This is a genomic window from Streptomyces sp. IBSBF 3136 (assembly GCF_036815105.1).
In the GTDB taxonomy this organism is placed as follows: domain Bacteria; phylum Actinomycetota; class Actinomycetes; order Streptomycetales; family Streptomycetaceae; genus Streptomyces.
The window spans coordinates 1-5,178 of the sequence record NZ_JAJSZC010000357.1 but is presented as its reverse complement, the minus strand read 5'-3'; the positions used below and the strand labels follow the sequence as shown (position 1 = coordinate 5,178).

General features: G+C 71.1%; 4 protein-coding genes. All 4 read right to left on the bottom strand.

Annotated features, from left to right (window positions below; genetic code table 11):
* The coding region (locus tag V7E45_RS38595) for a helix-turn-helix transcriptional regulator (protein WP_333778950.1) at positions 1-168 on the bottom strand (168 nt) is incomplete at its 3' end.
* 138 nt (positions 169-306) lie between these two features.
* Entirely contained in the window at positions 307-3,009 is a 2,703-nt protein-coding gene (gene aceE, locus V7E45_RS38590) for a pyruvate dehydrogenase (acetyl-transferring), homodimeric type (RefSeq protein ID WP_333778949.1), read from the bottom strand.
* 281 nt (positions 3,010-3,290) lie between these two features.
* Positions 3,291-3,914 carry a GntR family transcriptional regulator gene (locus V7E45_RS38585; RefSeq protein ID WP_333778948.1) on the bottom strand — a complete coding sequence of 208 codons (624 nt, stop codon included), beginning with the start codon at positions 3,912-3,914 and terminating at the stop codon, positions 3,291-3,293.
* Between the two features lie 217 nt (positions 3,915-4,131).
* The coding region (gene sucB, locus V7E45_RS38580) for a 2-oxoglutarate dehydrogenase, E2 component, dihydrolipoamide succinyltransferase (protein ID WP_333778947.1) at positions 4,132-5,178 on the bottom strand (1,047 nt) is incomplete at its 5' end.

The window sequence follows — 5,178 nt, the reverse complement described above, 5'->3', positions numbered from 1 at the left end:
GGCCCGCCCCCGGTCGGCGTAGACCGGCACCCCCGCCTCCGACAGCGCCTGCGCGTCCCGCGTGACCGTACGCTCCGACACCTCCAGCTCCCGCGCCAGCTCGGCGGCGGTCATGGAGGGCCGGGACTGGAGCAGGAGGACCATCTTGATGAGCCGGGCGGCACGCATGCCCTCATGATGCCGGGGGCCACTGACAGGCGACGGGGAGCAGCGGACGGGAAAGGGGTACGGCACAGGCCGTACCCCTTCTCCGGTTCTCCGGTTCTCCGGTTCTCCGGTTTTCGGTTTCCCGGGACCTCGGTGTGACTACAGCCCGTACTTCTCGCGGGCTTCCTTCACCGCCGTCGACTTGACCTCGCCGCGCTTGGCGAGCTGGGCCAGGGCCGCGACGACGATCGACGGGGCGTCGACGCCGAAGTGGCGGCGGGCGGCCTCACGGGTGTCCGACAGACCGAAGCCGTCGGCGCCCAGCGAGGACCAGTCCTGCTCGACCCACTGCGCGATCTGGTCCGGGACCTGGCGCATGTAGTCGGAGACCGCGAGGACCGGGCCCTCGGCGCCCTGCAGGGCCTGGCGCACGTACGGCAGACGCTCCTCGCCGCGCAGCAGGGCCGCGTCGGCCTCGAGCGCGTCGCGGCGCAGCTCCGTCCAGGAGGTGGCCGACCAGACGTCGGCGGCCACGCCCCACTCGTCGGCGAGCATCCGCTGCGCCTCGAGGGTCCAGTGGATCGCCGTGCCCGAGCCCAGCAGCTGGATGCGCGGGGCGTTCGCCGGGACGGTCACGCCCGCGGACTCCGCCGTGTTGAAGCGGTACAGGCCCTTGACGATGCCCTCGTCGATGCCGAGGCCCTGCGGCTTCGCGGGCTGCGGCATCGGCTCGTTGTAGACCGTCAGGTAGTAGAAGACGTCCTGGTCCTCGCCCGGCTTGGCCTCGCCGTACATCCGGCGCAGACCCTCGCGGACGATCACCGCGATCTCGTAGGCGAACGCGGGGTCGTACGACAGCGCCGCCGGGTTGGTGGCCGCGATCACCGGGGAGTGGCCGTCGGCGTGCTGGAGGCCCTCGCCCGTCAGGGTCGTGCGGCCGGCCGTCGCGCCGACGAGGAAGCCGCGGCCGAGCTGGTCGCCGAGCTGCCACATCTGGTCGGCCGTGCGCTGCCAGCCGAACATCGAGTAGAAGATGTAGAACGGGATCATCGCCTCGCCGTGCGTCGCGTACGCGCTGGACGCGGCGATGAAGTCGGCCATGGAACCGGCCTCGGTGATCCCCTCGTTGAGGATCTGGCCGTTCTTGGCCTCCTTGTAGTACATCAGCTGGTCGCGGTCGACCGGCTCGTACGTCTGGCCCTTGGGGGAGTAGATGCCCAGGGACGGGAAGAGGCTCTCCATGCCGAAGGTGCGCGCCTCGTCGGGGACGATCGGCACCCAGCGCTTGCCCGTCTCCTTGTCGCGGACCAGGTCCTTGACGAGGCGGACGAAGGCCATGGTGGTGGCCACGTTCTGCGAGCCGGAGCCCTTGTCGAAGGAGGCGAACGCCTTCTCGGCGGGGGCGGGCAGCGCGGGCAGCGGGTGCGTGCGGCGGGCCGGGGCCGGGCCGCCGAGGGCCGCACGGCGCTCCTGGAGGTAGCGGACCTCGGGGGAGTCGGCGCCGGGGTGGCCGTAGGGCACCACGCCGTCGGTGAAGTCGCTGTCCTTGATCGGCAGGCCGAGCAGGTCGCGCATCGTCTTGAACTCGTCCACCGACAGCTTCTTCATCTGGTGGTTGGCGTTCTTCGACGCGAAGCCCTCGCCGAGGGTGTGGCCCTTGACCGTCTGGGCCAGGATCACGGTCGGCGCGCCCTTGTGCTCGACGGCGGCCTTGTACGCGGCGTAGACCTTGCGGGCCTCGTGGCCGCCGCGCGAGAGGTGGAAGCACTCGAGGATCTTGTCGTCGCTGAGCAGCTTCGCCATCTCCGCGAGCGCCGGGTCCTTGCCGAAGAAGTCCTCGCGGATGTAGGCGGCGCCGCGGGTCTGGTACGTCTGGACCTGGGCGTCCGGTACCTCGCGCAGCCGGCGTACCAGCGCGCCGGTGGTGTCGAGCTGGAACAGCTCGTCCCAGGCGGTGCCCCACAGCGTCTTGATGACGTTCCAGCCGGCGCCGCGGAACTGGGCCTCCAGCTCCTGCACGATCTTGAAGTTGGCGCGGACCGGGCCGTCGAGGCGCTGCAGGTTGCAGTTGATGACGAAGGTGAGGTTGTCCAGTTCCTCACGCGCGGCGAGCGCGATGGCCGCCGTCGACTCCGGCTCGTCCATCTCGCCGTCGCCGAGGAACGCCCACACGTGCGAGGCGGAGACGTCCTTGATGCCGCGGCTGGTGAGGTAGCGGTTGAAGCGCGCCTGGTAGATCGCCGACAGCGGGCCGAGACCCATGGAGACCGTCGGGAACTCCCAGAGCCAGGGCAGCCGGCGCGGGTGCGGGTACGACGGCAGGCCGTTGCCGCCGGCCTCCTGGCGGAAGTTGTCCAGGTGGGCCTCGTTCAGGCGGCCGTCGAGGAAGGCGCGGGCGTAGATGCCGGGGGAGGCGTGGCCCTGGATGTAGAGCTGGTCGCCGGAGCCGTCCCCCTCCTTGCCCTTGAAGAAGTGGTTGAAGCCGGTCTCGTACAGCCAGGCGGCGGAGGCGAAGGTGGCGATGTGGCCGCCGACGCCGTGCTTGGCGCCGCGGGTCACCATGGCGGCCGCGTTCCAGCGGTTCCAGGCGGTGATCCGGGCCTCCATCTCCGGGTCACCGGGCAGGCCCGGCTCGGCGGAGGTGGGGATGGTGTTGACGTAGTCCGTCTCGAGGAGCTTCGGCAGCGCGACACCGCCCGCCTCGGCACGTTCCAGCGTGCGCCGCATCAGGTAGGCGGCGCGGTGCGGCCCGGCCTCCCGTGCGACGGCGTCCAGGGAGGCCTGCCATTCGGCGGTCTCCTCCGGGTCGCGGTCCGGGAGCTGGTCGAGCGCGCTCGGCTGGATGGCGTTGGGGTCGGTCATGTCGCCGCCTTCCTCAGTCGAAGGGGGTTCCCTCATCGGCAAGGGTTCGGGGTTGCCCTAGGTCTTTGGCAGGACAGGGCAGGCAGACTTCGGTGGAAGTCCGTCGGCGACTTTAACTCCCTGATCGATGATCGATCAAAGGGTTGAGGTCGAAAACCTCTTGATTCCGAGAAAGTCGGCACCGGGTGCCTTGGATGCGGGCACCCGGTGCCGTGTCGGATCAGGGTTTCCGCAGGTGAGCGCGGGTGTGCTCGACTGCGTTCGAGGGGTGCCCGGCCGGGTCAGGGACGCGGGGCGCAGCCCAGCACATGGGCCTTCACCAGCTCCGCGATCCGCGGGTCCCGGCGCTTGAAGGCCTGCACCAGCTCCTCGTGCTCCTCCGCGTACGACTGCTGCACCGTGCCGAGCCAGCGGATGGACAGGGCCGTGAAGACCTCGATGCCGAGGCCCTCCCAGGTGTGCAGGAGCACCGAGTTGTCCGCCGCGCGGACCAGCTCCCGGTGGAAGCCGACCGTGTGGCGCACCTGGCCGGTTCCGTCGGCCGCGCGGTCTGCCTCGTAGAGGGCCAGGACGTGCGGCTCCAGGGCCGAGCAGTCCCCGGCGAGGCGTTCCGCCGCCAGCTCCGCCGCGATGGCCTCCAGACCCGCCCGGACCGGGTAGCTCTCCTCCAGGTCGGCCGCGGTCAGGTTCCGCACGCGTACGCCCTTGTTGGGGGCCGACTCGATCAGCCGCAGCGACTCCAGCTCACGCAGCGCCTCGCGCACCGGGGTCTGGCTGACCTCCAGCTCGGTGGCGATCCGCCGCTCCACGATCCGCTCGCCCGGCTGCCAGCGCCCGCTGACGATTCCCTCCACGATGTGCTCGCGGATCTGTTCGCGCAGCGAGTGGACGACGGGCGCGGTCATGAGGGCTCCTTCGGGAGGGCTGACGTTTAGACAATACGGCGGGTTCGCTCCGCGGGTAGGGCGTGCGGGGGCGCTTTGGCGCAGGTGAGACGAGGCTTACACGGCGTGAGCGAGGGCTCGGCGCCCGGCGCTCCGGGAGGTTCCGGTCCCCCTCACCGCAAAGGCGACGCCCCGCCCGGGAAGTCCCGGACGGGGCGTCGTACGTCCTGATGAGCGATCAGAGGCCCAGCTCGACCTCGAACTCGCCCGCCTCCAGGATCGCCTTGACGGCCGTCAGGTAACGGGCCGCGTCGGCGCCGTCGACCAGGCGGTGGTCGTAGGAGAGCGTCAGGTAGGTCATGTCGCGGACGCCGATGACCGTGCCCTCCTCCGTCTCGATGACGGCCGGACGCTTGACCGTGGCACCGATGCCGAGGATCGCGACCTGGCCCGGCGGCACGATGATCGTGTCGAACAGCGCGCCGCGCGAACCGGTGTTGGAGATGGTGAAGGTCGCGCCGGACAGCTCGTCCGGGGTGATCTTGTTGGCGCGGACCTTGCCGGCCAGCTCCGCCGTGGCCTTGGCGATGCCCGCGATGTTGAGGTCGCCGGCGTGCTTGATGACGGGGGTCATCAGGCCCTTCTCGGAGTCCACCGCGATACCGATGTTCTCGGTGTCGAAGTAGGTGATCGTGCCCTCGGCCTCGTTGATCTTGGCGTTGACGACCGCGTGGGCCTTCAGCGCCTGGGCCGCCGCCTTCACGAAGAACGGCATCGGGGAGAGCTTGACGCCCTCGCGCGCGGCGAAGGAGTCCTTGGCCTGGGCGCGCAGGCGCATCAGGCGGGTGACGTCGACCTCGACGACCGACGACAGCTGGGCCTGCTCGTGCAGCGCCTTGACCATGTTGTCGCCGATGACCTTGCGGATGCGCGGCATCTTCACGGTCTGACCGCGCAGCGAGGAGACCTCCAGCGCGGGCGCCTTCTTGGCGGCCGGGGCGGCGGCAGCGGCCGGAGCCGGGGCAGCGGCGGCCTTCGCGGCCTCGGCGGCCGCGAGGACGTCCTGCTTGCGGATGCGGCCGCCGACGCCGGTGCCCTTGACGCCGGCCAGGTCGACGCCGTTCTCGGCGGCGAGCTTGCGCACCAGCGGGGTCACGTAGGCGCCCTCGTCGGTCGCCTGGGTGGCGGTCGGCGAGGTGGGCGCGGCCACCGGGGTGACCGGAGCCGGGGCGGGCGCGGCCGGAGCCGGGGCGGCGGCCGGCGCGGCACCGGGGGCGCCGATGAC

Coding starts and splice junctions, on each gene's coding strand:
- aceE (WP_333778949.1), bottom strand. CDS start 3,009: ATGACCGACCCCAACGCCATCCAGCCGAGCGCGCTCGACCAGCTCCCG.
- V7E45_RS38585 (WP_333778948.1), bottom strand. CDS start 3,914: ATGACCGCGCCCGTCGTCCACTCGCTGCGCGAACAGATCCGCGAGCAC.